At 42.9% G+C, this 24,270-nt stretch carries 31 protein-coding genes; 21 read left to right on the top strand and 10 right to left on the bottom strand.

Annotated features, from left to right (window positions below; genetic code table 11):
- Positions 1-292: 292 nt before the first annotated feature.
- Positions 293-1,066, top strand: a complete 774-nt coding sequence (locus GO620_RS02515) for a S24 family peptidase (RefSeq protein ID WP_157522367.1) — start codon at positions 293-295, stop codon at positions 1,064-1,066.
- Between the two features lie 3 nt (positions 1,067-1,069).
- Here GO620_RS02515 and GO620_RS02520 read toward each other — a convergent pair whose 3' ends face one another.
- Complete coding sequence (locus GO620_RS02520) at positions 1,070-1,420, bottom strand: response regulator transcription factor (RefSeq protein WP_157522364.1); 351 nt, start codon at positions 1,418-1,420, stop codon at positions 1,070-1,072.
- Between the two features lie 156 nt (positions 1,421-1,576).
- Here GO620_RS02520 and GO620_RS02525 point away from each other — a divergent pair, with 156 nt between their 5' ends.
- Complete coding sequence (locus GO620_RS02525; protein WP_157522361.1) at positions 1,577-1,942, top strand: helix-turn-helix domain-containing protein; 366 nt, start codon at positions 1,577-1,579, stop codon at positions 1,940-1,942.
- Positions 1,943-1,945: 3 nt separating this feature from the next.
- On the opposite strand, the gene GO620_RS02530 is transcribed toward GO620_RS02525, so the two are convergent.
- Positions 1,946-3,154 carry a metallophosphoesterase gene (locus GO620_RS02530; RefSeq protein WP_244139451.1) on the bottom strand — a complete coding sequence of 403 codons (1,209 nt, stop codon included), beginning with the start codon at positions 3,152-3,154 and terminating at the stop codon, positions 1,946-1,948.
- A gap of 169 nt (positions 3,155-3,323) precedes the next feature.
- On the opposite strand from GO620_RS02530, the gene GO620_RS02535 reads away from it, so the two are divergent.
- Positions 3,324-3,965, top strand: coding sequence for an HAD family hydrolase (locus GO620_RS02535; protein ID WP_157522355.1), 642 nt, complete (start codon positions 3,324-3,326; stop codon positions 3,963-3,965).
- 100 nt (positions 3,966-4,065) lie between these two features.
- Complete coding sequence (locus GO620_RS02540; RefSeq protein WP_157522352.1) at positions 4,066-4,557, top strand: DUF2147 domain-containing protein; 492 nt, start codon at positions 4,066-4,068, stop codon at positions 4,555-4,557.
- Between the two features lie 50 nt (positions 4,558-4,607).
- On the opposite strand, the gene GO620_RS02545 is transcribed toward GO620_RS02540, so the two are convergent.
- Positions 4,608-4,838 (bottom strand): hypothetical protein, encoded by a 231-nt coding sequence (locus GO620_RS02545; RefSeq protein WP_157522349.1) that lies wholly within the window; start codon positions 4,836-4,838, stop codon positions 4,608-4,610.
- 98 nt (positions 4,839-4,936) lie between these two features.
- Between GO620_RS02545 and GO620_RS02550 the strand changes: the two genes are divergently transcribed.
- From GO620_RS02550 to GO620_RS02570, 5 genes are read left to right on the top strand one after another with little or no spacing between them, the layout of a single operon-like run.
- Positions 4,937-5,272 (top strand): cupin domain-containing protein, encoded by a 336-nt coding sequence (locus GO620_RS02550; protein ID WP_157522346.1) that lies wholly within the window; start codon positions 4,937-4,939, stop codon positions 5,270-5,272.
- Positions 5,273-5,316: 44 nt separating this feature from the next.
- On the top strand, positions 5,317-5,592 hold the full coding sequence (locus GO620_RS02555; protein ID WP_198173463.1) for a hypothetical protein: 276 nt from the start codon (positions 5,317-5,319) through the stop codon (positions 5,590-5,592).
- Positions 5,567-5,785 carry an N-acetyltransferase gene (locus GO620_RS02560; RefSeq protein WP_198173462.1) on the top strand — a complete coding sequence of 73 codons (219 nt, stop codon included), beginning with the start codon at positions 5,567-5,569 and terminating at the stop codon, positions 5,783-5,785. The genes GO620_RS02555 and GO620_RS02560 overlap by 26 nt, the downstream gene beginning before the upstream one ends.
- Before the next feature lie 37 nt (positions 5,786-5,822).
- A complete protein-coding gene (locus GO620_RS02565) occupies positions 5,823-6,239 on the top strand; it encodes a BLUF domain-containing protein (protein WP_198173461.1) in 417 nt (138 codons plus the stop codon).
- A 58-nt stretch (positions 6,240-6,297) separates the two neighbouring features.
- On the top strand, positions 6,298-8,493 hold the full coding sequence (locus GO620_RS02570) for a penicillin acylase family protein (RefSeq protein ID WP_157522340.1): 2,196 nt from the start codon (positions 6,298-6,300) through the stop codon (positions 8,491-8,493).
- Positions 8,494-8,524: 31 nt separating this feature from the next.
- On the opposite strand, the gene GO620_RS02575 is transcribed toward GO620_RS02570, so the two are convergent.
- From GO620_RS02575 to GO620_RS02585, 3 genes are all read right to left on the bottom strand, one after another.
- Positions 8,525-8,761: a hypothetical protein gene (locus GO620_RS02575; RefSeq protein WP_157522336.1), complete on the bottom strand. Its 237-nt coding sequence runs from the start codon at positions 8,759-8,761 to the stop codon at positions 8,525-8,527.
- Between the two features lie 95 nt (positions 8,762-8,856).
- Complete coding sequence (trxA, locus tag GO620_RS02580) at positions 8,857-9,153, bottom strand: thioredoxin (protein ID WP_157522333.1); 297 nt, start codon at positions 9,151-9,153, stop codon at positions 8,857-8,859.
- Between the two features lie 9 nt (positions 9,154-9,162).
- Complete coding sequence (locus GO620_RS02585) at positions 9,163-9,681, bottom strand: hypothetical protein (RefSeq protein ID WP_157522330.1); 519 nt, start codon at positions 9,679-9,681, stop codon at positions 9,163-9,165.
- 116 nt (positions 9,682-9,797) lie between these two features.
- On the opposite strand from GO620_RS02585, the gene GO620_RS02590 reads away from it, so the two are divergent.
- Positions 9,798-10,952: a GAF domain-containing protein gene (locus GO620_RS02590; protein ID WP_157522327.1), complete on the top strand. Its 1,155-nt coding sequence runs from the start codon at positions 9,798-9,800 to the stop codon at positions 10,950-10,952.
- On the opposite strand, the gene GO620_RS02595 is transcribed toward GO620_RS02590, so the two are convergent.
- Positions 10,949-11,317 carry a hypothetical protein gene (locus tag GO620_RS02595; protein ID WP_157522324.1) on the bottom strand — a complete coding sequence of 123 codons (369 nt, stop codon included), beginning with the start codon at positions 11,315-11,317 and terminating at the stop codon, positions 10,949-10,951. The genes GO620_RS02590 and GO620_RS02595 overlap by 4 nt on opposite strands.
- Positions 11,318-11,488: 171 nt before the next feature.
- Between GO620_RS02595 and GO620_RS02600 the strand changes: the two genes are divergently transcribed.
- Positions 11,489-11,887 carry a YtxH domain-containing protein gene (locus GO620_RS02600; protein ID WP_157522322.1) on the top strand — a complete coding sequence of 133 codons (399 nt, stop codon included), beginning with the start codon at positions 11,489-11,491 and terminating at the stop codon, positions 11,885-11,887.
- 182 nt (positions 11,888-12,069) lie between these two features.
- Here the strand turns inward: GO620_RS02600 and GO620_RS02605 are convergent, their stop codons facing one another.
- Entirely contained in the window at positions 12,070-12,579 is a 510-nt protein-coding gene (locus GO620_RS02605; protein WP_157522319.1) for a DUF892 family protein, read from the bottom strand.
- A gap of 108 nt (positions 12,580-12,687) precedes the next feature.
- On the opposite strand from GO620_RS02605, the gene GO620_RS02610 reads away from it, so the two are divergent.
- Complete coding sequence (locus tag GO620_RS02610) at positions 12,688-13,638, top strand: Smr/MutS family protein (protein ID WP_157522316.1); 951 nt, start codon at positions 12,688-12,690, stop codon at positions 13,636-13,638.
- On the opposite strand, the gene GO620_RS02615 is transcribed toward GO620_RS02610, so the two are convergent.
- A complete protein-coding gene (locus GO620_RS02615) occupies positions 13,639-16,038 on the bottom strand; it encodes an ABC transporter permease (RefSeq protein WP_157522313.1) in 2,400 nt (799 codons plus the stop codon).
- 206 nt (positions 16,039-16,244) lie between these two features.
- Here GO620_RS02615 and GO620_RS02620 point away from each other — a divergent pair, with 206 nt between their 5' ends.
- The 7 genes from GO620_RS02620 (at position 16,245) to GO620_RS02650 (ending at position 21,604) form a co-directional block, all read left to right on the top strand.
- Positions 16,245-17,054, top strand: coding sequence for an N-acetylmuramoyl-L-alanine amidase family protein (locus GO620_RS02620; RefSeq protein WP_157522310.1), 810 nt, complete (start codon positions 16,245-16,247; stop codon positions 17,052-17,054).
- A gap of 174 nt (positions 17,055-17,228) precedes the next feature.
- Positions 17,229-17,864, top strand: a complete 636-nt coding sequence (locus GO620_RS02625) for a peroxiredoxin (protein WP_157522307.1) — start codon at positions 17,229-17,231, stop codon at positions 17,862-17,864.
- 57 nt (positions 17,865-17,921) lie between these two features.
- Entirely contained in the window at positions 17,922-19,376 is a 1,455-nt protein-coding gene (locus tag GO620_RS02630) for a glycoside hydrolase family 30 protein (RefSeq protein ID WP_157522304.1), read from the top strand.
- Between the two features lie 104 nt (positions 19,377-19,480).
- Entirely contained in the window at positions 19,481-19,894 is a 414-nt protein-coding gene (locus GO620_RS02635; RefSeq protein ID WP_157522301.1) for an EamA family transporter, read from the top strand.
- A 56-nt stretch (positions 19,895-19,950) separates the two neighbouring features.
- On the top strand, positions 19,951-20,487 hold the full coding sequence (locus tag GO620_RS02640) for a peroxiredoxin (RefSeq protein ID WP_157522298.1): 537 nt from the start codon (positions 19,951-19,953) through the stop codon (positions 20,485-20,487).
- Positions 20,488-20,817 (top strand): DUF1475 family protein, encoded by a 330-nt coding sequence (locus GO620_RS02645; RefSeq protein WP_157522295.1) that lies wholly within the window; start codon positions 20,488-20,490, stop codon positions 20,815-20,817.
- Complete coding sequence (locus GO620_RS02650; RefSeq protein ID WP_157522292.1) at positions 20,810-21,604, top strand: DUF1295 domain-containing protein; 795 nt, start codon at positions 20,810-20,812, stop codon at positions 21,602-21,604. The genes GO620_RS02645 and GO620_RS02650 overlap by 8 nt, the downstream gene beginning before the upstream one ends.
- On the opposite strand, the gene GO620_RS02655 is transcribed toward GO620_RS02650, so the two are convergent.
- Positions 21,601-21,954: a helix-turn-helix domain-containing protein gene (locus GO620_RS02655; protein ID WP_157522289.1), complete on the bottom strand. Its 354-nt coding sequence runs from the start codon at positions 21,952-21,954 to the stop codon at positions 21,601-21,603. The two genes, GO620_RS02650 and GO620_RS02655, sit on opposite strands and share 4 nt — an antisense overlap.
- Positions 21,955-22,104: 150 nt before the next feature.
- Here GO620_RS02655 and GO620_RS02660 point away from each other — a divergent pair, with 150 nt between their 5' ends.
- Complete coding sequence (locus GO620_RS02660) at positions 22,105-23,139, top strand: SAM-dependent methyltransferase (RefSeq protein WP_157522286.1); 1,035 nt, start codon at positions 22,105-22,107, stop codon at positions 23,137-23,139.
- Entirely contained in the window at positions 23,136-24,266 is a 1,131-nt protein-coding gene (locus GO620_RS02665; RefSeq protein WP_157522283.1) for an alpha/beta hydrolase, read from the top strand. The genes GO620_RS02660 and GO620_RS02665 overlap by 4 nt, the downstream gene beginning before the upstream one ends.
- Positions 24,267-24,270: the final 4 nt, after the last annotated feature.

Below are 24,270 nucleotides of genomic sequence, written 5' to 3' on the forward strand. Positions count from 1 at the left end.
ATTAATTAGTTATCAGGTACAGCTGTTGAATTTTAGCCGTTTTGCCGTCCGGTAAGAAACGAGTACCGTTCAAATATTTTCCTCAAAAGTGGGATACCAATGGGGTATGTATTTCCTTATAGCCGCGATCTCTTCTTTATATTTTTCACAAGCAGATTTGTATGCTTTAAGTCGTGTTCGGTTGTCTCTGTTACGGCTGTTTTTCCGTACAGTAAGAGCATCGCCGCGAAATGCTGAGTATACAATTTGCATAACAATCTGTGATTTGAGTTGTAAGTAAATATTTCTTTGTATGTTTACTGAAGACCTACAATGCAAATATACAGATAATTCTGTAATTGCAAAATATTCTGTAAAATATTTTTTTGCAATGGAAGAACAACGCGTAAACAAGATCAAACACATAAGACCCGAAACGCTTGAATTTATTGTTTTATACCATCAATTACGCGGAAAGGCGTTTAATGGTAACGCGGAACTCGCTGAGATCCTGGGTTTCAATTCGCCCAGCTCAATTACAGAAATAATAAAGAACAGGCAAAATATCGACCCAGATAAATTCAGAACTTTTAAAGAAAGATATAAAGAATTTATTGCAGGTGAAACTGTGCCCGAAGAAAAACTTGCAGTAGAGAAAAAGAATTTCATCGGTATTCCGATGTACGAGATCATCGCTACAGCAAGCGGGGTTGAAGTATATAATGACGTAAATGACAGCCAACCCGTAGGGCATATGAATTTCCCCGGTATAGAGGATTGCGATTTTGCGTTGCCCGTATGGGGACATTCAATGTACCCTTATCTTGAAAATGGCTGCTGGGTAGCTTTGAAAGTGATCAGCGATAAGAAAATTTTGCCTGGTGAGGTGTACTATATAGAATGGGGCGACTACCGTATGTATAAACGGCTACTGGCCAGCGATAAAGATGATGAAGTAATAGCCCACTCTGACAATACTACAGAAATGATTGGTAACCGTTTAAAATACGCGCCGTTTGTGATCAAGAAATCCGAAATCAAAAAGTTGTGCCTTGTAAAAGACATCCACAAAAAACACAATCACTAAGTTCTAACGGATCAGCCCTTTAATTACGGTAGTTAAATTATCGATATTAAAGGGCTTCTCGATATGCCCGTCTGCACCGCAGTCGTTAGCGATTTCGCTCAGACCAGGCACCGCGGATATGATTACTATCGGAATATGCCTGGTGGTTTCTTTAGCCTTAATTTCTTTACAAAGACTACTGCCCTTTACACCCGGCAATAATTCGTCAAGTAAAATAAGATCGGGGTTGATGTTGTGCAGGTTGTTGACAGACGATCCATCTGTGCAGGAAACTACCTCATAGCCTTCCTCTTCCAATAGGTACTCAAGGATGCTCATGATCTCGGCGTTATCTTCTATAACCAGTATTTTCAAAGGCTTGGTTGTAAATTTTAGTAATAATACAAAAATTATCTTATTTCTCAAATTAAACTTTTGAACAAGATGGTTGCATACGTTCCTGCAATAAAAATTATGTAAGCAATAATTTAAATTAATCTATAATTGCCTTTACAAATTTTGCACTGGGAAATGGACAAAACCGACGACGCTGTTATAAAACGTTTAAAGGTAATTGTAAAAGACAACGGCGGCCAACTTGCACTAGCCGGTGCAATTGGCGTAGACCAAGGTTTTATTAGCAAAGTGGTAAATAGGAAGCAAGAGATAAGTTATTACCTGATCCGCAAACTTTGCTTTCAGCTTAAATACTCGCCCGAGTGGCTAATCTTAGGTACCGGTGAAAAGAAAGTAACCAAACAAGCCTCTGCCAAACTTATTACAGAAATACAAATGCTGCGCACAGAGGTAGACATTTTGCACGCGCGTATGAAAGCGTATGAAATGGAGTTGCGCGATTTGACCGGTCATGCAGACCAGAACAAGCAAGCGGGTTGAATTTTAAGCCGTTCTCTTTTTCTTTAACGTAAGCACCGTGATCTCTGGCCATATACCCACACGGCCTGAAAACGCCAGGAACCCAAAACCACGGTTCACGTATAAATAACGGCCATTGTTTTCTGCAAGTCCGGCCCAATCGAGATAACGATATTGTACAGGGCTCCATCTAAAGCCTGCCGTCTCTACGCCAAATTGTGCGCCATGTGTATGGCCGGCTAAAGTCAAGTGAATTTTTGTTGGATTAAACCTAACCTTTTCTTCCCAGTGAGTAGGATCGTGGGAGAGGAGGATCTTAAAAGCTTGCGGGTCAACGCCGCGCATGGCTTTGTCTAAGTCGCCGATTTGTATAAACCCGCGCCCCCAGTTCTGCACACCGATAAGCGCTATTTTTTGGCCGTTTTTCTCCAACTCAACATTTTCATCAAGCATTAGCTTATAATCTAATTTGCCATGTTGTGCCTTAACCTTAGCCAGGTTTTCTGCTTTGGCTACTGCGCTGTCCCATTGGATGTAATCGCCGTAATCATGATTGCCAAGGATTGAAAATTGTCCAGAAGGCGCTTTTAACTGATTAAATACATTAATGTAAGGCTCTATCTCCCAGGCCGCGTTATTAACCAGGTCGCCGGTAAAGACAAACAAGTCGGACTTTTGGTCCTGCGCTAATTTGACACCACGCCGTAGGGCATCAATGTTATCAAAACTCCCGGAGTGTATGTCTGAGAGTTGGGTAATAGTAAACCCGTCAAAGGCCTCGGGCAGATCATCAAAATAGATAGTTTGGCGGTGAACTTTGTAATCATACTTACCCCTGAACATGCCGTAAAGCATGCTCGCAAAAGGTATAGCAGCTAAAAGAACTGCCAGTTCGCTGATGAATTTCCTTCTTGTCGGTATGTACGGTTGAGACTGCTGCCCCTGCGGTTTGCCAATGTTTCTAATTACGCCTGTTACAGTCCGGCCGGTGTCGCCAAGAAATAACACGATGATAAAAACCAGCTTGGTAACAAAAAAAGTAAGGAAGAAACTTAGCACCCATTCATGAAACGGCGTCATCCCTTTGGCTGTGCTAAAACTGCCAAAGCCGCCAACAAACAAAATGATCAGCCCTATTGAAATAATGAGGTAGGTGTAAATAGCAATAAGCCGGTTGCGCTGCTGCCAGTCTGCCGCAAGGGTTTTAATACCCGAGCATACATACCAATCCATCAATAAACTAACTCCGGATAAAATAAGAAAGAAAATAACGAAACCGCCTCGGTGCATACATTAAGTGTAAAATAAGCTACAACTGGTAAATACGTAGTTTGTTGACAAATAAAGTTAATTAAGGCCGCAAACTGTACCGGGCGTATAATTTATTACTTTCGCCTTAAATATGGCAGAGCTAAAAAACCGGTTCGACAGCATCATTTTTGACCTTGATGGCACCCTTTGGGATTCAACTGCTAACGTAGCCGAAGCATGGCAAACTGCAGCCGGGAAGGTAGACTATATCAAAGATGCGATCACAGTTGCCAGCGTACGCTCCATCACGGGCATGCCCTATGATGCGATTTTCGAGAAGTTGTTTCCAAAGATCTCGTCCGAACAGCGTGAAGAGTTTAAAAGCCTTGCGGCACGCCATGAATTGGACACATTGAATACAAAAGGCGGCGACATTTATCCGGGTGTTGCAGAAACACTACAGTATTTACAGAGCCGGTACAAACTTTTTATTGTAAGTAATTGCCAAAGCGGTTACATCGAAAATTTCCTAAAGATGGATAACATGGCCGGGTTCTTTATAGGCCACCAATGTTATGGTACAAAGGGCCAGCAGAAATGGCAAAACATAACAGACGTTGTTCAAGACCATCATTTAACTGCACCGGTATACGTTGGCGATACTATGGGCGACTATAATGCCAGTGTAAAAGCAAGTGTGCCTTTTATATTTGCAGCATACGGATTTGGAGAAGTCAACGAAGATCAGCTGGCAACCCTTGATACCTTCGGCCAGCTGAAAAATATTTTGTAGTCTGTATAATTTGTTGAGATAAAAGCGTTTATTAGTAAAGTCATCACAATGTCATGCTCGTGGCATTAAGATTGCTCTGCTTAAGTAACTCGTTTCTATTATGGTCAATAAATTAACGCTTGGTGTACTTATAATGATGGTTGCCTTTATTGGCACAAGCAATAGAGCAAACGCTCAATCAGGTTCAGATCAGGTTATTGGCAACTGGATGTCTGCCGAAAAAAATCTGATCGTACAAGTTTACCGTGAAGGGGATGATTTTAAAGCCAAAGTAATTTGGTTTGATGACTCGGATGATCCCTCAAAGCCTATGGAAAGCCGCATAGATGACAGCAACCCCGATAAAAGTTTACGTACCCGCAAAATAATAGGCATGCAGGTTTTACGCAATCTGGCCTATAGTCCTTCTACTCATTCATGGGAAAACGGGATGATCTATGATGCTAAGAGTGGCCGCGAATGGAATGCGGCTGCATCAATAGACAAGGCCGGGATGCTGCGCGTAACAGGCTACTGGCACTTTAAATTTATTGGTAAGACTATGAAATTTTCTCGCGTAACACCGTCAGAGATAATGATGGTAAGCAGGTAACATAAAGTTTAAAACAGCAAAAAGCCCCGCGGAAACCGCGGGGCTTTTTGTTAATATCTGCGCCAAGGGCGGCGATAACCTCTATGCCATCTTCTCACATATGGGCGGCGTACGTAAGCCCTTCTGCGAACATATACATTTCTACGGCGAATTACAGGCCCGGTGCGCACCACTATGCGCTGTGTAACCTCTGTTGGTCGTGCTTGTGCACTTTCTGTACCGGCCAGCTCAAAACTTGCGGCCAGCATTAAAACTGCTAATAGTAATTTTATTGCTTTCATAAAGTTGATTTTAAGCTATAACCATTGTACTCGTCTTAAGTTTTGTAATAACATTGATAGAGAATTTTATGGTAGTTTAGCCCGTACATTTAATGGATATGGATACCCAATATTTTAAATCGTTCGCAGATATCAATGTAAAACAGATAGCACCTGGTTATCATTCAAAATTGATACATACCGGTACCAATACACTTAATTTTATCGACGTAGATAAAGGCGCGATAGTGAAACCGCATCAGCACATACATGAGCAAATGTCTTTTGTACTAGAGGGTGAATTTGAACTGACCATTGATGGCGAAGCACAGATACTAGATGCGGGTACTTTCGCAATTATTCCGAGCAACGTGGTGCACAGTGGTAGGGCCATCACCAATTGTAAACTGCTTGATGTGTTTAGCCCTGTGAGAGAAGACTATAAAAACCTGTAGCCGTGCCAATTCAAAAAGCAGTACTTGCTGATGCCCAAGAGTTGGTGGCATTAGTTAATAGCGCCTACCGCGGCGACAGTTCCAAAATAGGCTGGACCTGCGAGTCGCATTTGCTGGATGGTACGCGAGTCGACTTAGAAACAATGACTGGTTATCTCCTGGATACGAATGTTACTATTTTAAAATATGTAGACGACAGCAGTAAAATAAACGGTTGTGTGTATCTAGAGGTAAAAGGTGATTTCCTGTACCTGGGTATGCTAACAGTTTCGCCTTGGGAACAAGCCAAAGGCATTGGCCGAATTGTTATTAGAAGCTGATAATTACTGCAGGCAGCGTAAATTAAAAGCTATAGAAATAACGGTGATTACCTCTCGGCATGAGCTGATCGACTGGTATAAACGACGCGGCTTTTACGACACCGGCGAAAAGCGCGCATTCCCCATTCATCCTAAGTTTGGTGTTGCTAAACAGCCATTTGATCTTACTGTGATGAACAAAGATGTGTTTTAAGTGTATTATTACAGATTATTTGCTGACACGGCCTTTAATGAAATACCTGGTATACATGAGTACCGCTCATAAATTGATGAGCGAAAACGAACTGCTTGACATCCTGACGATAAGCAGGCAAAACAACACTGCCAACAAGCTTACTGGTATGCTGCTGTACGGCGAGGGATCCTTTGTGCAGGTCCTTGAAGGCGAAGAGACTGTGGTAAATACAGTATTCGATAGGATAGAGCATGACCCGCGCCATAAACATATTATCATAATTGCGTCGGGCAATCAAAAGCACCGCAATTTTACCGACTGGAGCATGGGTCTCAAAACTGTTAACCGCGATGTAATCAGCCAGTTTTCTGGTTTTAAAGACGTTTCCGGCAGTAATTTTAAAGATCTTCTAAATGATCACCCAGCCGTAATTGTACTTAAAACTTTCGCAGAAACTAATAAACTTACTTAAGCGGCCGCTTAATTTCATTCATTGCAAATACCTATATTTCGTGGAGTAATCCGATTCCATGAAAGTATTTCTGTCCGCCGCTTTTCTGCTGCTGTGCCTCAGTGCCACAGCTCAAACATTCACCAAATCAGACGCGCAACGTTGCGCCACCCGATCTAAAGCGGTAACTATCATCAGGGATAGTTACGGTGTGCCGCACATTTACGGCAAAACCGATGCAGATGTGGTTTTTGGTTTGATGTATACTGAGGGGGAAGACAACTTTAAAGGTGTTGAGCGGAACTACTTATACCAGTTGGGCCGCCAGGCAGAGGCCGATGGTGAAGACCGGCTGATAGAAGATTTGCAGATGAAGCTGATCGCGGATAGTACTGCAGCAATTCGAGAATACCGGACCAGTCCACCCTGGTTTAAAAGCTTATTGGATGCCTTTGCAGACGGCTTAAATTACTATCTATATAAGCATCCTGAGACAAAGCCACTAGTCATTAAACATTTTGAGCCCTGGTATCCGTTGATGTTCACAGACGGCAGTGTTGCGGCGACAAATTACGGCGACATTAACGTGAGGGAATCTGCCCAATTTTATAACAAAACGGTACAGAAACTGGGCGCGGCAGGTAAACCCTTTACGCGCGAGGTTGAAGACATAGCCGATAGGGTAGAACTAGGGTCTAACGGATTTGCAATCGGCCCTTCAAAATCAGCTTCCGGCCATGCTATGCTATATATAAACCCGCATGTGCCGTTTTATTTCAGGTCAGAAGTGCAGTTGGTAAGTCAGCAGGGCTTAAATGTATATGGCGCGGTAACGTGGGGCCAGTTTTTTGTCTACCAGGGATTTAACCAACATTGCGGATGGATGCATACATCGAGCTACGCAGACGTTGCAGACGTATATGCAGAGCAGGTGGCTCAAAAAGACGGGCAATGGGTTTATACTTATGCAGGTGAGCAAAAGCCGGTAACGGTTAAGAAGATTACGCTGGCTTATCTGAAAGACGGCAAACAAGAGCAAAAAACTTATCAAGGTTATTTAACTCACCACGGACCGGTGCTGGCCGAGCGCGAAGGCAAATGGATGGCGCTAAAGCACAATAACCGTTCTTACAACGCACTGCTCGAATCATGGCTCATTACTAAAGCAAACACCTTTGCCGAATATAAGAAGGCGATGAGTTTGCTATCGAATACCAGTAACAATACGGTATATGCCGACGACCAGGGCAACATTGCTTTCTGGTATGGTAATTTTATGCCACGCAGAAATGCTTCTTTAAATTGGCGTGAGCCTGTAGATGGCACTACGCCTGCTACAGAGTGGCAAGGTGTGCATGCGCTTGACCAAATAATACATGTCTATAACCCATCCACAGGGTGGATACAAAATTGCAATTCAACGCCGTTTACGTCGGCAGGCGCAGCCAGCCCGTTAAAAAATCAATACCCGCAATATATGGCACCAGATGGCGAAAACTATAGGGGGGTAACCGCTGCAAGATTGTTAGGTGCTGCAGGTAAACTAACTCTCGACGGCCTCATCAAAACAGGCTACAACCGTTACCTGTCCGCATTTGATGATTTGCTGCCGCCACTGTTCAAAGCCTTTGAGGAATATACCGGCGCCGATAAAAAGCAATTAGCCATACCTATAGAATTATTGAAAAATTGGAATAGAATTTCTGATACAACTTCTGTAGCCACCACCCTGGGTGTACAATATGCTGCGCAGCTTTTTAAACAATTACCAAGGGTAATGTCGACAGAATCTGGTACATATCAAACAGAGCGTGTACGCGCAATGATATCTTATGCCGGGCCGCAGCAATTTTTAAAAGCGCTTACTGATGCTGTTGATATCATCAGATCTAATAATGGAGGGATAGCCTGGGAGATTCCCTGGGGTCAAATTAATCGCTATCAGCGCCCGGATGATGGTAAATTTAGTGATAGCAAGCCCAGCCTTGCAGCGGCCTCTGTGGCCAGCACTTACGGCCAGTTGCCGTCATTTGTAAGCCGGCAAATGCCAGGTACGCAAAAATTTTATGGATATAGTGGCAACAGTTTTATCGCGGCTGTAGAGTTTGGGCCGCGCATCAAAGCTAAAAGTATCGAAACAGGGGGTAGTTCATTCGACCCTAAGTCTACAAATTTTACAGACCAGGCAAAAGGTTATTTAGATGGCAACTTTAAAGAAGTGTTATTTTACAAAGAGGATGTGTTAAAACACGTTCAGCGAACGTATCACCCATAATGATCTTCATTTGACTCGCAGCAGACAGGGGTTATGCGGCAATTTGGTTCTTAAAGCAAAGATTGAACAACTGCTTTATTTCCGCTCTTTTGGCTTTAGGACAGCGATTCACAAAATGCAGTTTGGGTTTAACAACTTTGGGCTTGCTGTAAGCCTGGTAGCCGGGATGTTCAACCTCGAAAAAATCATTATAGTTTGTCCGGTTAAGTTTGCTCATTTGCTGCACCAATTGACCAAATGTTAAGAGCCTTCTATAAAACGGGTTCATAGCGTTTAATTTTATTGACTATGAGGCAATTAGCGTGCCTAACCCAAAATTGCAATTTCAACAAATGTTTACTACAAGTGTTGATAACCTGCATGTTATAAAAAAGGCGTCAAAACCTGCTTTAGTTGAGCAGCCTGCATCACTCCGGACTGTCGCCAAAGATTTTTCCCGTTTTTAAATAAGATCAATGTGGGGACACCTTGCACATTATATGCCTGTGCGGCAGCAGGGTTCTTGTCTATATCTACCTTAACAATTCTTAAACTGTCGCCGGTCATGTCCTTTAATTGCTTCAAAATAGGGGCCATCATTTTGCAAGGGCCGCACCATTCAGCAGAAAAGTCTATCAATGTTGGTTGCTCTGTATTAATCAAATCTGCAAAAGTCGCCATAACAAAAATTTAAATAACAACTCCGTTGGGGCCAAATTCAACACCATTTTCTCCAACCTGTACGCTTTCGGCATATACATCATCATCTATAAACAACTTTTCATTGTCTATGCTAATGTGATGGTCACCCACCATAAAATCGCCCCGTATGCGTATAACTATAGCCTCACCAATGTTATGTAATTCATTCAGTACGTGGCTTGATAGCCCATCAATAGCTTCAGGTAAAATTTGCAGTATGTCTAAAACGGTGTTACCATGACTGTCTGTAATATGCACTTGGTTTGTAGTCACATCAACGTTATGGTTAGCTTGATTAAAGCTGTTTTCTGAGACATCTATTGCGGTGCCATTGACGCTTGAAACATTACTGCTGACACTTAGTGAGGTGGCGCTTTGCCCGTTTACAGCTTCGCGGTATGCGCTATTGATCTTAAGTAATTCAATCTCATTTCCGTCTAAAGTGCTGGTAATAATCGGCCTGTTTACAAAGAAAGCATTAGAGCCGAATAACAATGCGTATTTCATGGTGTAGTTGCTTTTGTTCACAATAAAAACAACTAGCAGGGTAAATGTTTATACAATTGAGAGATAATTCTTAATTTTAGAAAGGCTGACCCCATTGGCCGTTTATTGAAATAAAAATGACAACAAACGAGCAGTTAAGGCTCGACGCTGTCCGGAGGTTTCTGGACATCGGCGAGAGCATTGATAAAGATTTGGCTGATGTGGTCAATCTTGCTGCCGAAATATGTGAAACGCCAATCTCTCTTATCACACTAATTGATGCTGACACTGAGTGGATAAAGGCTGCTAAAGGAATTAATTCTGAGCCGGTATCCCGTACCCAAACTTTTTGTCAGTATACTATTCAACAGGAAGAGATACTGGAAATACCTGATGCAACTTTAGACGTTCGAGTTAACCATCTCGATGCTGTTGTTAATGATCCTAACATAAGGTTTTATGCCGGCGCCAGTTTGGTTACCCATGATGGTAACCGGCTTGGCTCACTTTGCGTACTGGACACTCAGCCCCGCAAGCTTACTAAAATGCAATGCAGTACGCTTAAGGTATTGGCAAGGCAGGTAGTGCACATCATGGAATTGAGCCGCAGTTTTGAAATATTACAAGAGCGGCATGAACGGGTTATCGAAGCTAACCGCGAAGCAGAAAGGTCGCAAATAGAGTTAAAAGCGATTTTCGATAGTTCAAGCGACTTATTCCTTTTATTAGGAAAGCACCTGGAGGCCCTATCATGGAACAAGGCGTTAGAAGACTATGTCTTTAAAGTAACAGGCCAGCAATTAAAGGTTGGAGATTTTATTTCTGAATATGTAGACCCTGCACTTCTTCCCAAATTTATACGATTTTACAGTGCTGCCTTAAAAGGCACACGTATTAAGAAAGAGTTGCGGGCCAGGCAGCACACACCAAACGCCGCGTGGATGGAAACATCTTTTATTCCGGTGCATACAGATGGTAAGATACTTGGTGTGGCCATTAACGCTGCTGATATAACCGAACGCAAACGCCACGAACAGCATATCAAAATTCAAAACGAGGCGCTAAGCCGTATAGCCACCATGCAATCGCACGAGATACGCAAACCTGTGGCAACACTGATGGGATTGGTAGAACTTATTAAAATGGATAGTAACAGTAACGATCCCGACTACACCTATTTAGACATGATCTCTGCTACAGTTAATGAACTGAATGAAAAGATCTGCGATATAGTTTCAGACTCTGAAACCATGCTGCATACAGAAATAGCCCACGTAGAGAAAGAAAATTAATTCTTGTCTATTACGAGCTGACTTGCTTCAGTAATGATGATCTCAGGCTTGCCTTTGTAATCAATAAGTTTACCGGTGATGCAAACTTTTTTATTCAGAAAGTAAGTCTCAGGTGCTTCGCTGAATTTTTTGCGGTCATCGCCTTTGATAACCACGGTCATGGTTTCGTTAGGGTGCGCCGACGTAACATCTAATAGCGTAGTTTGCGAGTTAGAAAAGAATTTGCCGCCCACAATTTTATCACATACCATAACAGTTTCATTTAGGTGTTTACCCGCGTCTTTTGATTCAATTTTGGTTTGAGCGAAAGATGATGCAGTAATTGCCAGAACAAGAGAAGCGGTTATAAAGAGAGCTTTTTTCATGTCAGTGTTTTGATGGGTTAAAATTAATTAATTCAGTTTAGTAAACGCGTTGATAAGCAAATTATTTGATCGCGGCGGGTAAAACGAATGCCGGTAACTTTTATCAAAAAAATTTAAACCCAAATATTCCTTTTGTGTTAAACCTATAACATCTACTAAAAACAAAGGAACATGAAAGATCAAACTAAAGTAATAGCCGCATTATTAGTGGGCGCCGCAGCAGGTGCTGCTATAGGCCTTTTATTAGCACCGGAAAGCGGTAGCGAGCTACGCGAAGACATTGCAGATTATGTAAATGATCTGTTTGAGAAAGCCAAAAACCAGGCTAAAACTACATCAGACAATGTAAAAGATTATGCAGGTAACGCTGTTGACCGCGCAAAAAACTATGGTAATGATGTGGTTGACCGTGCTAAATCTAAATTTAACGATTTGGTAGGCGATGCAGAAGATTATCGCGACGACGCTGTAGACACTGCACGTTCTAAAGCGAAAGACTACACTGAAAACGCGAAAGACAAAGTAAAAAGCACGGCTAACGATTGGAACAATTCAATTCAGCAAGCTTAAGCTTAAAAATAATGATTAACAGAAAAGGCCTCCTCAAGAGGCCTTTTCTGTTTTATGTAACATAAATGTTAGTATAACGCATTTGCGTAATAAGAAAACTTTACCGTTATTTGAGACAGTTATTTTAATAGGGGTATTAAATGACTATGAACGAAAGCCGGATTTGCAAGGTCCGGCTTTTTTTATGTTCTGTCGCCGAGGTATTCTTTGGCAATAGCATAAAAGAGCTTATCGTCGTCTTTGCTTTCGTCAAAGCATTCTTTCATCAACTGTTCTATTTCTGTATATTCTAAAATTGATGCTATCTTTTTAAGTATGCGGTATGATACCAGGTTAACATGCTCTACAAGTTGCAGGTGTAACATAATATCCATGTCGTTCACTACATGGATTTTTGGATCATTTCGGTACTCGCAAGCATTTTGGATCATGGTTTTCATCGGCGCGTCAAACTCTTTAGTTGGTGCAGATTTCAACATCGCAAACACAGCATCCATACGGTTCAGCTGACTTTTGACATCTCCTAATAGTTCATCAATAGCCAGTTCTAAAACTTTTAAAGAGGTTTCGGCCTTTACCCGCCCAAGGTTTTCTTTTAAATAACACTTACCGTCATAAATCTTATTAAGGTAATAGAGGAACAGGGTTTTTAACTCGTTGTGATCTGTTAATTGTGTGCCGGTGCTGATCATAGGGGTTGGTTGAATAATAGTTAATTAGGAACGGCAAGTATGCGTAACAAATATAAAAATACAAACCGTTACATTACTGGCCTGTTTACAACCCAGATATAGGCAGTAATGGCAAATTGGAACCTAGGTGATTTTGTGCGTTTTGTAGACGAGCGCCGCGAGGGTTACATAACCCGCATTTTTGATAACGGCATGGTTGGCGTTACCGGCGACGACGATTTCGAGATACCTGTACCGGCTAATAAGATCACTACAGTACACGGACACGGCACAAAATCTGATGACGATTTTTCCGATGCTGGTCAGCGTGCAACGCCCGAGGTCAATTTTGTTACTAAGGGCATTTACCTGGCTTTAGCAAACGATATTAAGGCTGCTTCTGTAATGCGGTTTTACCTGGTAAACGAAACGTCTTACCAATTACTGATAACGCTAACTACAGGCGCGGGTGACAAACAAAAAGGCGAGTTTGCGGGGATTATAGAGCCCAAATCCTTTAAGCAAATTTATTCGGCACAATTAGCAGACCTGCAACTTTGGCCCGCCATAAATCTTAACGTGTTGTTTTACACTGCAAGGGTGGACGATATTCCGAAGCCGATCATTTTCAATGAAAAGTTTAAAGCGAAAGATCTTTCAGGCACTAAAAAGTCGTTACCCCTGGTAGATAAAAACGGATGGCTGTTCAGATTGGACAATGAAGAATTAATTATCGATGCCGAAAAACTAAAGGAAAGTTTCTACAAACCCCTGGAAGAAAAGAGAGAAGTTGAAAAGCCGCAGTCGGAAATTGATCTGCACATAGAGAAGTTGCGGGACGATCATCAATTTATTGCTCCCGACCAAATACTGCAAATTCAACTATCGCATTTTAATAAAACCTTAGAAGCCGCCATAGTACATAACCTGCCGGATGTCACTTTTATCCACGGCACAGGCAATGGCATCCTTAGGCATGAGATCCACAAACAGTTGGGCAAAAACCAAAAGGTTGCCACGTTCATGGATGCCCGAAAAGAGAAATTTGGTTACGGCGCAACGCGGGTGTGGCTTAAATGATTATTCAGATCGCAAACTTTTTACCGGGTTTGTCAATGCAGCCTTTATACTTTGGTAACTAATTGTTAAAAGCGTTATCACTAATGTGCCTATGCCTGTCAGTGCAAATATCCACCATGACAATTCTGAACGATAGGTATAGTTTTGTAGCCAGCCGTGCATGAAGTAATATGCAAGAGGCATTGCAATAATGAATGATATACAAACCAACATCACAAAATCCGTCGACATTAGTTTCCAAAGATTTAACACGGTTGCGCCCAACACTTTGCGAACACCAATTTCTTTCACACGTTGCTCTGCCATAAAAGACGCCATACCAAACAAGCCCATGCAGCTTATGAAGATGGCGAATAATGTGAAGAACCCTGCTAATTTGCCAATGCGCTCTTCATAAGCAAACTTTTTATTATAGTTATCATCAGTAAACTGGTAAGTGAACGGGCTATCGGGATCAAAAGCTTTAAAGGTTTGCTCAATTTTTGCAACTGCTTTATGCGCGCTTATTTTTGGATTTAACCGCGCAACAACAACAGAACCCCGGTCGCGGCGCAGCAAAGCATAAATGGTTGGCTTTACCGGCTCATAGGGCGAAGACATTACCATATCTTTCACAACGCCTACAACAGTAAGTTTAGCAGTACCATTTGTTACTAATTCGCCTACAGGATGCTTAAAATTCATGAATTTCACAGCGGCCTCATTTAAAATAAGCGCGTTGCTATCTGTGGCAAGATCTCTTGACAGATTTCTGCCGGCAATTAAATTCCAGCCTGCGGTTTTTCCATACTCCGGCGTAATGGTTATGGTAGCAAAATCGTCTTGCAAGCCGGGTGCTTTACCGCGCCAGTCAAAACCACTATTGTTTGAATAAACATCTGTTAAAGGGCTGCCCGACTCTGCCATCTCTACGATAGTTCCCGAATTAAGAAGCTTATTACGCACAGCCAGAAAATTGCGGTGTATGGTCATGGTCTGCATGTCTACACTGATTACGCCTGTGCGCTCATAACCCACAGGCCGGTCTTTTGTATGCTGTACTTGCCTAAAAATTACAACAGTGCCGATAATGAGGGCGACAGATATGGTAAACTGCAGCACGACTAAAATTTTTCTCGGCAGCGCGGCTAAACGGCCAACTCTAAAGGTACCCTTTAAAACTTTTACAGGTACAAATGACGACAAGTAGAACGCAGGGTAACTTCCGGCGATAAGACCTGTTAACATGCTAAACACAATGCCCGCCATCCAAAAATAAATGTTAGCCCAAGGCATCGCAATGTGTTTATTCGCTACGTTGTTAAACCACGATAAAGCAAGCACAACCATCACTATGGAGATTATGAACGCCATGAAAGCAACCAGTACAGACTCGGTATAAAACTGGCTGATCAGCTGCTTTTTAAATGATCCCAAGGTTTTTCTGATCCCAACCTCTTTTGCACGTTTTTCTGATTGTGCCGTACTAAGGTTCATGAAATTAATGCATGCCAGCATCAGCACAAATAATCCGATCAGCGAAAACATCCATACAAACTGTATGGCACCTCCGGTATTCACCCCATTTTTAAATTGCGAATACAAATGAAATTTGCTCATCGGTTGTAGAAATACTACCGGTTTAAAAGAAGCACCAATCTTATCGCCCTGAGCAAGAATGTTTACAGCTTTTATATTTTTAATCTTTGCGCTTACTTTATCTAGGTCCGCGTTAGGATTTAGCTCAGCAAATATTTGAAAAGAGTTGTTGCCCCAACGGGTTTGCGCACCCTCTATCCATTTTTCTGATTTTAAGTATGCTGCCCAGGGTGCTATGAAGTTAACTTCGTCAAAAGTACTATTTGACGCAAAGTCCTTGTAAACGCCGCCAACAGTCAGTATAAAGTTGTTATCTAACTTCACGGTTTTGTTAAGGGGGTCTGTATTGCCAAACACAGCTTTGGCCGCCGATTGCGATATCAAAACTGTAGACTGATCATTGAAGGAGTTGCGCGTGCCGCTAACCATGTCTAATTTTAGCAAGTCGGGCGCTTCCGGCTGCATAAAATTACCTATTTCAATAACCTTTTTATCGCCGTAAGTTAAAATGTGGTCGCCGCTCCAACTGGAAAGCACCACATGTTTAAAGTCGCTTTTGTAGTCCTGTTTAAGCAGGTAGCCAAGCGGAATAGGCATGGCGGTTTGCGTACCCACCTCACCGTTAAAGGTTTGATGCTGCATAACCTGCACAAAACGGTCGTAGTTTTTAAAAGATTTGTTGAAAGAGACCTCGTCCCACACCCAAAGACTGATCAGTATAGTTACAGCCATGCCCACGGCCAGCCCAACAATATTGATAGTTGCATGCAGTTTGTTTTTTAAAATGCTGCGCCACGCTATTTTCAGGTAATTCTTTATCATGATGCCGGTCTTTTAAGTTGATAACAATAAATGCACTTAATAATTATGCCACTAACTTAATTTACTGTTATTCAGTTTTTTACGGAAGATTTTTTCGTTTGTGGTGTACGTTATCGAACAGTATACGTTCGGTTATAACACTTGGTAGAATTATTAAATTTACACCCCGAAAAACATTTTATTCGCATTTTTGCTCACATTGAGTTATGTACATTATTAGCAGCATCAAGGCTTTAACCATCTTTGCCACAGGCCTCTGTTTGATTTTTATATCGTCGGGCTTTAAAAAGCAAGACGACCAGCCAAACCAATTCAGGTTTCATACCGTGATCATTGATGCAGGCCACGGCGGTAAAGACCCGGGCGCGCACGGGGCATATTCAAAAGAAAAAAACGTTGCGCTCTCCATCGCTAAAAAACTTCAGGCCGCCTTAAACGAGCAAATGCCCGAAATAAAAACGGTGATGACCCGTACTACTGATGATTTTATCCCGCTTAACGAGCGCGCGCGCATTGCCAATAGCAACAAGGGCAACTTATTTATATCTATTCATTGCAACTCATCGCCAGCTGTGCGCGGGTCGGGCAGGGGGGCTATGCTGTTAGTTTACGGCTTTCATAGAAGCGAAGAACAGCGCGAAGCATTGCGCGAAAATGCTGCCATATCGTACGAAAAGGATTACAAGACCAAGTACGGCGACTACGATCCCAACTCGCCGGCTGCGGCTATCATCCTTAATAATTATATGCTTAAATATCGTAAGCAAAGCATCCTTTTTGGTAGTTTGCTAAACGACCAGTTTGTAAACAGCGATAACCGCCACAGCATAGGTGTTAAAGAACAAGGGGTACTGGTGCTGGCGCACAGTGCAATGCCGGCCGTGCTTATAGAAACAGGCTTTATCAATAACCCCGATGATGAAGAGTACCTTAACTCAGACGAAGGCCAGCAGCAGATAGTACGCAGTGTGGTGCGCGCGTTAAAATCTTACAAAGAAAAGATCACTGCAAATTAAGGTTAATCCCGGCTAGCGAAGAAGAATGTCCGACCTTACGTAAAGGTGAACGCCCAAACTATTTAAATGACAAGGCCAAAAAGTACTTGCAATTAATAATCCCTGCATTTGGTAATTACCATCTTAAATTTTCATCGCCTATCTTTACTTCTCACATCTAACTAAACAAAAAATATGAGCTTACGATTAGGCGACAAGGCCCCAAACTTTACGGCAAAAACATCTGAGGGCGAGATTGATTTTTACGAATTCCTGGGCGATAGCTGGGGTGTTCTTTTTTCTCACCCTGCCGACTACACCCCGGTTTGTACAACAGAATTGGGCAAAACCGCATCATTAAAACAAGAGTTTGACAAGCGCAATGTAAAAGTGGCTGCGCTAAGTGTAGATTCTGTTGAATCGCACAAAGGCTGGATCAATGACATCAACGAAACGCAAGGTGTAAAAGTAAACTTCCCGATCATTGCGGATGAGAACCGCGAGATCGCCGAGGCCTATGATATGATCCATCCTAACGCATCCATGACCGCAACTGTAAGATCGTTATTCATTATCGCGCCTGATAAAACTATCAAGCTTATCATCACTTACCCGGCATCGACAGGACGTAACTTTCAGGAAATTTTAAGGGTGATAGATTCTTTGCAGCTAACCGCAAACTACAGCGTGTCGACCCCGGCGGACTGGAAAGACGGCGAAGATGTGGTCATTGCACCCGCGATCAAAAATGAAGACATCCCGGCAAAATTTCCGAAAGGGCATACAGAGGTAAAGCCATACCTGCGCATGACCCCGCAGCCAAATAAATAATTGGCTTTGCCATTGTGTTATTTTCTCTATACTTGAAAATTCAATTAAGCTATTACCATGAGAAAAAAATACCTTTTCGCGGCTATTGCCATCATTGCCGGGCAGTCGGGTTTCGCGCAGTCTAACACTGCGAAATTTAATCTGGCTAACAAAACGGCTAAGGTTTATACCACTGCCAAAGGCACTGATATGAAAATTAGCCAGAGCGAAACGCTGAAATTTAGCGACAAGCCCCAGCCGGTAGAAACCGAAGTAAGCATATTTGTAGATCCGGATAAGAAGCTGCAAACCATGGTTGGCTTTGGTGGTGCATTGACAGATGCCTCGGCAGAAACATTTTATAAACTATCAAAGGATAAACAGCGCGAATTGATGACCGCCTATTTTGATAAGCAAAAGGGGATTGGTTATACCATGGGCCGCACACACATCCAAAGCTCCGACTTCTCTAGCGATAGTTACAGCTACGTAGCAGATAATGATACCGAGCTTAAAACCTTTAGCGTAGACCACGATAAAAAGTACCGTATACCGTTTATAAAAGAGGCTATGGCTGCCGCGGGAGGCAAACTAACTATGTTTGTAACGCCCTGGAGCCCGCCCGGTTGGATGAAAACCAATGGCAGTGTATTACACGGCGGAAAGCTCAAAGAGCAATATGCTCAGAACTGGGCTAACTTCTACGTAAAGTTCATTAACACGTATGAGAAACTCGGTATTCCAATTTGGGGGCTTTCTGTACAGAACGAGCCTATGGCTACCCAAACATGGGAGTCATGCATTTATACTGCAAATGACGAGCGTGTCTTCATCAAGAAATACCTGGGCCCAACTTTGGCGAAGAGCGGTTTAGGAAGTAAAAAATTAATGGGATGGGACCACAACCGTGACCTCCTGTATCAACAAGCAAGCACCATTTTAGAAGACCCTGATGCTGCAAAATACGTTTGGGGCATTGCTTTCCACTGGTACGAGACCTGGACAGGCGCGGGCATGAACTTTGAAAACGTTCGCCGTGTTCACGAAGCTTTCCCTGATACCCACCTGATGTTTACCGAAGGTTGCGCAGAGAAATTTGATTTTAGCCGTTTAAATGACTGGGCTTTAGGCGAACGCTATGGCTATTCTATGATCAATGACCTAAATGCAGGTACAGTAGGCTGGACCGACTGGAATATTTTATTGGACGAAAAGGGAGGCCCAAACCACGTTGGTAACTATTGTTTTGCTCCTATACATGCAGATACACGTACTGGTCAGTTGATCTACACCAACGCTTACTACTATATTGGCCAGATATCAAAATTTGTGAAACCCGGCGCACGGCGTATTGCCGCATCGGCCAGCCGAGACAGGTTGCTGACCACTGCCTTTGTAAACCCCGATGGTAAGGTTGCAGTAGTGGTGATGAATCAAACCGATGAGGCTATTACTTACTTTTTATGGATCAAGGGCAAAGCAGCTAAGGCGAATGCGCTACCGCACTCGATCGCGACTTTAATGGTTGATTAAATTCTAAACGCATTGTTTAAGCCCGCTTTGAGAATCATGGCGGGCTTTTTCATTATCTTGAAAGCAATTAATATTTTTAATAAATGAACATCCAGTAATAGTTTATGTGGTGGATATATGCTTTACTATCAGCGCTTTTTGCCGCGCTCACAGCGATCTTCGCGAAAATCGGGATAAAAGGCGTCGACACTAATTTAGCGACAGGCATCCGCACAGTTGTCATACTGCTTATTGCATGGGGTATCGTCTTCTTTAACCGCAGCCAGGGCGGTATAGTTAACCTTACTAAAACCAACTGGGTATTTTTGATTCTGTCGGGTTTCGCCACAGGCCTGTCATGGGTATTTTATTTCAGGGCCTTGCAATTGGGCAGGGTAAACCAGGTCGCCCCTGTCGATAAGTTAAGCGTGGCATTGGCCATCATTCTTTCCGTAATTTTTTTGGGGGAGCCGCTCACCTGGAAAAACGCTGCCGGCGCCGCGCTGATCATAGGCGGTACATTGGTGCTAATATTTTAAGTCCGGCTAAATGCTTGTTTTAAAACCTCTTATGCGGTTTTACCGTATATTGGGATATGAAAAGTCCGATCCTCAAATTACTACTGCTTCTTGCCTTGCCGGCATTAAGCTTTAAAAACATTGATAATAGCCGCGCGAAGCGCCTTGAAGTTGGCGATCCCGTCCCGCAGTTCGCTTTATATGATCAAAACAACAAACTTTTTGATGTCAAGAACGAAATAGGAAAACACATATTGGTGATCTATTTTTATCCGAAGGATGAAAGCATGGTTTGCACAAAAGAAGCCTGCTCTTTCCGCGATAGTTTTAATGATTTTACCGCCGCCGGTGCAAAGGTTATCGGTATAAATAGTGGCACAGTAGCCAGCCACAAAGCTTTTTCAGAGCACTATAAATTACCCTTTACATTACTGAGCGACCCGGGCAATAAAGTGAATGATCTTTTCGGCGTTAAGAGCGTCTTTTTTATGACCGGCCGCGAAACTTATGTGATAGGCCTTGATGGCAAAGTGGCCTTTAAGTATGGTGCCATGATGCAGGGTAAGGAGCATGTAGACCAGGCACTGCAATACATTAAAAACGCAAAGAAATAGATGATCAGTTTTTTAAAGGTTCTTTTTAGCTTGGTGTTTGTTTGGGTGTGTTACGTGGTCATCAGCACATCTTTAGAACACAATCTGTTTAAAGAGTGGAACAGCCTTGGCACCGCATGGATGCATGTTACCTTGTGGGATTTTTACGCTAACATTTTAATCATCTATTTATGGATATGTTATAATGAGAAGAGCTGGGTACTCAAGATCCTTTGGTTAGTATTAGTATTCTGTCTGGGTAGCATAGCTACATGCGGGTACGTGCTTATCCAACTATTTAAGCTGAAACCTAACCAGGGAATTAAAGAATTACTTTTAAGAAATGACTGAGTTTCCACTGTGGCATCTTGCGCTGTTAAGTCTAATTACCTGCTGTATTATTATGGCGCTGGTTTGGCTTTGGTCTTATAAAATCAAAAATGCCGGTGTTGTGGATATTTTTTGGTCGTACAATTTCCCGGTTATAGCGGCCATAATCTGGATACACGCGCCTGCAACTCAATCAAGGAAGATACTTTTATGCAGCATGGTGATGCTGGCCGGTCTGCGGTTAGGGACACACCTTGCACGGCGCATATTCAGGCATTTACATGAGGAGGAACCGCGATATGCGCACATCCGCAAGGAGTGGGGCAGCAGTGCCGAGGTAAAGATGTTCTTCTTCTTCCAGATGCAGGCAGCGTCAAACGTTTTGTTAGCCATCCCGTTTTTTATTGTAGCGATGAATACGTCGCCCCAACTCAATGGATTTGAATATGCCGGTGCTGCTTTGTGGCTGATAAGTGTTGCCGGCGAGGCCATTGCCGATGCCCAGCTTGCCGCTTTCAAGAAGGATGAAAATAATAAGGGCAAAGTTTGCGATATGGGATTATGGCACTACTCGCGCCATCCCAATTATTTCTTCGAATGGCTGATGTGGGTATCCTATTTTGTTTTTGCGCTAGGTTCGCCGTATGGGTATCTGGCGATCATAAGTCCGGCGATAATTTTATACCTGCTTACCAAGGTTACCGGCATCCCCGCGACAGAGGCGCAGTCCCTTCGCTCAAAACCCGAGGCATTTAAAAAATACCAGCAAACCACCAGCGTGTTCGTCCCCTGGTTTAAGAAGGGTTAACCCAATAACTTATCAGCGGGAATATCTAAAAATCCTACCAGATCTTTGACCATATCCAGAGTTAATCTCCTCTTCCCGCTTAATATTGCGGAAACGTGCCCTTCTGAACCCATTAGTGGGATAAGGTCTTTGTTTTTTAAACCCTTTTCATTCAGCTTATATTTGATAACTTCAACCGGATTGGGTATCGGAATCGGATGATGCTTATCTTCATAATCCTTTATCAGAAGTCCCAGAATCTCCAACTCATCAAAATGGGGGTTACCTGGTTCAGCATCAAATATTTCAATAGCTCTATTTACAGCCTCATTGTAATCGCTCTCGTTTTTCAGAATTTTAAAACTTGCCATTTTACTCTCTAATAATATAAAATTAATGATTTAACGTTTCGTTTAAGCCTTTTTCCTATTTATTTCTTCACCCTCAATCCGTCTACTCCTAAAACACGTAAACTTACCAAACAGAAGATAGCGGCCAGTGAAAGACCGCCAACTTAAACTATGTGGTACGATAAATTACTAGAAAATGATAGGGTGCCCGATGTGCTCTTAAGACAAGCCATCCGCAGATTATTAAGGCAGCGCCTGCGCGACGAAAATAAAGGCGGAGTAGAGGAGCAGCAAGCACATTTGATGGATATCATCAGTCAGTTAAAGGCGTCTCCAATCGCTGTCAATACTTCCGACGCCAATGAGCAACACTACGAAGTACCCACAGAATTTTATCAGTACTGTCTTGGTAAGAACTTAAAATATTCTTCCGGCTATTGGAAACCGGGTGTAACTGATATCAACCAGTCCGAAGATGACATGTTGGAACTTACCTGCAGGCGCGCGGAGTTGGCAGATGGTCAGCATGTTTTGGAACTGGGCTGTGGCTGGGGATCGCTGTCGTTGTACATGGCAGCCAGGTTTCCGGGCAGCACGTTTAAAGTGGTATCGAATTCGCGTACGCAAAAAGCGCATATAGATGAGCAGGCACGCTTAAGAGGGATAACAAACTTAACTGTTATCACTGCGGACATGAATACTTTTACTATCGACGAGCAATTTGATAGGGTGGTATCTGTAGAAATGTTCGAGCATATGCGCAACTACGAGTTGTTGCTGGCTAAGGTAGCTTCATTTCTGAAACCCGACGGTAAACTATGGATCCATATCTTCACGCACAAAGAGTATGCGTACCTTTTTGAGGTGATAGATGAAACCGATTGGATGAGCAAATACTTTTTTACAGGGGGTATTATGCCAAGCGATGACCTGATGTTCTATTTTAATGATGATCTTGTTGTAGAAAAGCACTGGCATATAAGCGGGTCGCACTATGGTAAAACATCTGAAGCATGGCTGGCAAACATGGATGCACATAAAAAAGAGATCATTCCGTTGTTCGAAAAAACTTACGGTAAAGACCAGGCAACCAAATGGTGGGTATATTGGCGGTTGTTTTACATGGCTTGCGCCGAGTTATGGTCGTTCAATGGTGGCAATGAATGGTTGGTAAGCCATTACCTTTTCCATAAAACACAAAAATGATAAGGCTGATACTGATTGTCCTGCTGTTCCTGGTTTCCTTGCTTGCCGTATTCCGTGCGCCTGCATATTACTTATGGATTGCGGCAATATTAGTGACCGGCTATCCCTTGATCTTTAGCGGAGCGGCACTGTTGCTGACGGTTTCCGGTTTTTGGATAAAGGCTTATCAAACTTTTGGAACCGTTTTAGGCATCATCACTTTTATACTCTGCCTATCGCCCATAGCGCGTGCTTACTTTGTTGGCGCGGACCTGAAAAAGGAGATGAGCAGCATTTTTAACGCGCCCCACAAAACCATTTATCCGCCTCAGCAACCTTTTAGTTTTTTAAAATTATTCTCCGCCGCGAACGGTACTCAGTCTAACGACATTACTTATGTAAAGTACGCCGATACATCTTTAAAACTGGATTATTATCGCGCCGGTATCCCCGGCAAGCGGCCCTGCGTAGTGATGATCCATGGCGGATCATGGGGAGGGGGTAACAGCAAAGAATTACCGGAACTGAACCCCGTATTGGTCAAAAGCGGCTACAACGTAGCAGCGATCAACTATCGGTTGGCGCCAAAATACCAAAGCCCGGCACCTGTCGAGGACGTGAAAAACTGCCTCAAATATTTGCGGGAACATGCAGATAATTTAAATATTGATACAACAAAGTTCATCCTCATCGGCCGTTCTGCCGGTGCGCAGATAGCCTTAGCCGCGGCATATACGATAAATGACCCGTCTATAATTGGTGTTGTCGATTTTTATGGCCCTGCCGATATGGTTTGGGGATATTCTATTCCTTCAAATCCGTTAATCATGGATTCGCGCAAAGTAATGGGCAATTACCTGGGGGGCTCATACAAAGAAGTGCCTCAGCACTATTTTAATAGTTCGCCGGTAGAGTTTGTTAAAAAGACATCTCCGGCTACGCTCATCATTCACGGCGGCACAGATGTTTTAGTGTCACCGATCCATAGCGACAAGCTGTTAGCTAAACTGAAAAAGGCCCGGGTCCCGGCTTTTTACTTATATCTGCCATGGGGCACTCACGGGTTTGATTATAGCCTCAACGGACCCGGCGGGCAGTTGTCTACTTATGCGGTGCAAACTTTCATAAATACAATAACACAGCCCTAAAGGG

The organism is Mucilaginibacter ginkgonis (assembly GCF_009754905.2).
Lineage (GTDB): Bacteria > Bacteroidota > Bacteroidia > Sphingobacteriales > Sphingobacteriaceae > Mucilaginibacter > Mucilaginibacter ginkgonis.

Bases quoted from the DNA above. Each gene is read 5' to 3' on its own strand.
- GO620_RS02590 (WP_157522327.1), top strand. From the start codon at position 9,798: ATGACAACAAACGAGCAGTTAAGGCTCGACGCTGTCCGGAGGTTTCTG.
- GO620_RS02620 (WP_157522310.1), top strand. From the start codon at position 16,245: ATGTACATTATTAGCAGCATCAAGGCTTTAACCATCTTTGCCACAGGC.
- GO620_RS02605 (WP_157522319.1), bottom strand. From the start codon at position 12,579: ATGATCAGCACCGGCACACAATTAACAGATCACAACGAGTTAAAAACC.
- GO620_RS02585 (WP_157522330.1), bottom strand. From the start codon at position 9,681: ATGAAATACGCATTGTTATTCGGCTCTAATGCTTTCTTTGTAAACAGG.
- GO620_RS02525 (WP_157522361.1), top strand. From the start codon at position 1,577: ATGGACAAAACCGACGACGCTGTTATAAAACGTTTAAAGGTAATTGTA.
- GO620_RS02645 (WP_157522295.1), top strand. From the start codon at position 20,488: ATGATCAGTTTTTTAAAGGTTCTTTTTAGCTTGGTGTTTGTTTGGGTG.
- GO620_RS02640 (WP_157522298.1), top strand. From the start codon at position 19,951: ATGAAAAGTCCGATCCTCAAATTACTACTGCTTCTTGCCTTGCCGGCA.
- GO620_RS02630 (WP_157522304.1), top strand. From the start codon at position 17,922: ATGAGAAAAAAATACCTTTTCGCGGCTATTGCCATCATTGCCGGGCAG.
- GO620_RS02575 (WP_157522336.1), bottom strand. From the start codon at position 8,761: ATGAACCCGTTTTATAGAAGGCTCTTAACATTTGGTCAATTGGTGCAG.
- GO620_RS02655 (WP_157522289.1), bottom strand. From the start codon at position 21,954: ATGGCAAGTTTTAAAATTCTGAAAAACGAGAGCGATTACAATGAGGCT.
- GO620_RS02600 (WP_157522322.1), top strand. From the start codon at position 11,489: ATGAAAGATCAAACTAAAGTAATAGCCGCATTATTAGTGGGCGCCGCA.
- GO620_RS02565 (WP_198173461.1), top strand. From the start codon at position 5,823: ATGAAATACCTGGTATACATGAGTACCGCTCATAAATTGATGAGCGAA.
- GO620_RS02530 (WP_244139451.1), bottom strand. From the start codon at position 3,154: ATGGATTGGTATGTATGCTCGGGTATTAAAACCCTTGCGGCAGACTGG.
- GO620_RS02535 (WP_157522355.1), top strand. From the start codon at position 3,324: ATGGCAGAGCTAAAAAACCGGTTCGACAGCATCATTTTTGACCTTGAT.
- GO620_RS02610 (WP_157522316.1), top strand. From the start codon at position 12,688: ATGGCAAATTGGAACCTAGGTGATTTTGTGCGTTTTGTAGACGAGCGC.
- GO620_RS02625 (WP_157522307.1), top strand. From the start codon at position 17,229: ATGAGCTTACGATTAGGCGACAAGGCCCCAAACTTTACGGCAAAAACA.
- GO620_RS02615 (WP_157522313.1), bottom strand. From the start codon at position 16,038: ATGATAAAGAATTACCTGAAAATAGCGTGGCGCAGCATTTTAAAAAAC.
- GO620_RS02635 (WP_157522301.1), top strand. From the start codon at position 19,481: ATGTGGTGGATATATGCTTTACTATCAGCGCTTTTTGCCGCGCTCACA.
- GO620_RS02665 (WP_157522283.1), top strand. From the start codon at position 23,136: ATGATAAGGCTGATACTGATTGTCCTGCTGTTCCTGGTTTCCTTGCTT.
- GO620_RS02545 (WP_157522349.1), bottom strand. From the start codon at position 4,838: ATGAAAGCAATAAAATTACTATTAGCAGTTTTAATGCTGGCCGCAAGT.
- GO620_RS02540 (WP_157522352.1), top strand. From the start codon at position 4,066: ATGGTCAATAAATTAACGCTTGGTGTACTTATAATGATGGTTGCCTTT.
- GO620_RS02660 (WP_157522286.1), top strand. From the start codon at position 22,105: ATGTGGTACGATAAATTACTAGAAAATGATAGGGTGCCCGATGTGCTC.
- GO620_RS02550 (WP_157522346.1), top strand. From the start codon at position 4,937: ATGGATACCCAATATTTTAAATCGTTCGCAGATATCAATGTAAAACAG.
- trxA (WP_157522333.1), bottom strand. From the start codon at position 9,153: ATGGCGACTTTTGCAGATTTGATTAATACAGAGCAACCAACATTGATA.
- GO620_RS02595 (WP_157522324.1), bottom strand. From the start codon at position 11,317: ATGAAAAAAGCTCTCTTTATAACCGCTTCTCTTGTTCTGGCAATTACT.
- GO620_RS02570 (WP_157522340.1), top strand. From the start codon at position 6,298: ATGAAAGTATTTCTGTCCGCCGCTTTTCTGCTGCTGTGCCTCAGTGCC.
- GO620_RS02650 (WP_157522292.1), top strand. From the start codon at position 20,810: ATGACTGAGTTTCCACTGTGGCATCTTGCGCTGTTAAGTCTAATTACC.
- GO620_RS02515 (WP_157522367.1), top strand. From the start codon at position 293: ATGTTTACTGAAGACCTACAATGCAAATATACAGATAATTCTGTAATT.